Raw genomic sequence first — 481 nt, 5'->3', positions numbered from 1 at the left:
ACATACCTAAAAACCGGATCAACTCAGGCTTGGCAGTTTTGCGCAGTTGGACCAGTACTCTGCAAGCACTCGAGTGACAAACTCGGCCTGATCTCGATCATGTGGTTTGGTAACAAAGCTATTGGCCCCCAATTGATAACTCTTCTGAATATCTGCGTCGGCTCCAGAGGTGCTGTAAACAATAATCGGAAGCGCATCTAAGCGTCTATCAGACCGAATACGCTCTATTACTTCATAACCGCTGATCTCTGGCATGTTCAAATCCAGCAGCACGACCGTGCGCTTGTGGAGTTTGTAGTTTGACTCTGCCAAATATGTCTCGAAGGTTACCCATGAATCAAAACATTGAAGATCGGCATCTGGCGCATAACGATTTAGATCTCCTTTAAATAAGTAGTGCTCATCCACATCATCATCAATGAACAAAAACTGCACATCCTTCGTGCTCATGTATATACCCCGAATCTTACATCCTATTTGG

The 481-nt window shown here is 44.7% G+C and carries 1 protein-coding gene; it reads right to left on the bottom strand.

The genetic code is table 11. The features are described from left to right. Positions 1-18: 18 nt before the first annotated feature. A partial coding sequence (locus A3750_RS04405; RefSeq protein ID WP_231871710.1) for a response regulator occupies positions 19-481 on the bottom strand: 463 nt, incomplete at its 5' end.

The sequence above is a fragment of the Oleiphilus sp. HI0079 genome, from assembly GCF_001635105.1.
Note: the sequence above shows the minus strand (reverse complement) of the source record. Positions and strands in the feature narration are given on the sequence as shown.